Genomic DNA, 259 nt, shown 5'->3' with positions numbered 1-259 from the left:
CGCGTCGGCGGCACCAAGCGGGTGTCGATCCTCAATGACCTGCAGGCGCAGGGCCATGCGCTGGCCTCGCTCGACCGGCGGCATCTGCGCAGCCTGCTGCCCGGCCAGCCTGCCGAACCGGGCGCCGCCCAGCTTGTCGTCGGCGCTGGCACCGGTTTCAACGCGGCGCCGGTGCATCATCTTCCCGGCGGCACCTATGTCGCGCCATCCGAATGCGGCCATATCCACCTGCCGCGCAAAGGCGATCAGGAAGCCGCGC

1 protein-coding gene is annotated in these 259 nt (G+C 71.0%); it reads left to right on the top strand.

What is annotated here, in order from left to right:
- The coding region (locus tag JI666_RS22250) for a glucokinase (protein ID WP_206895097.1) at positions 1-259 on the top strand (259 nt) is incomplete at both ends.

Origin of the sequence: Bacillus sp. NTK071, from assembly GCF_017303315.1 — a bacterium.
In the GTDB taxonomy this organism is placed as follows: Bacteria; Bacillota; Bacilli; order Bacillales; family Guptibacillaceae; genus Guptibacillus.
Note: the sequence above shows the minus strand (reverse complement) of the source record. Positions and strands in the feature narration are given on the sequence as shown.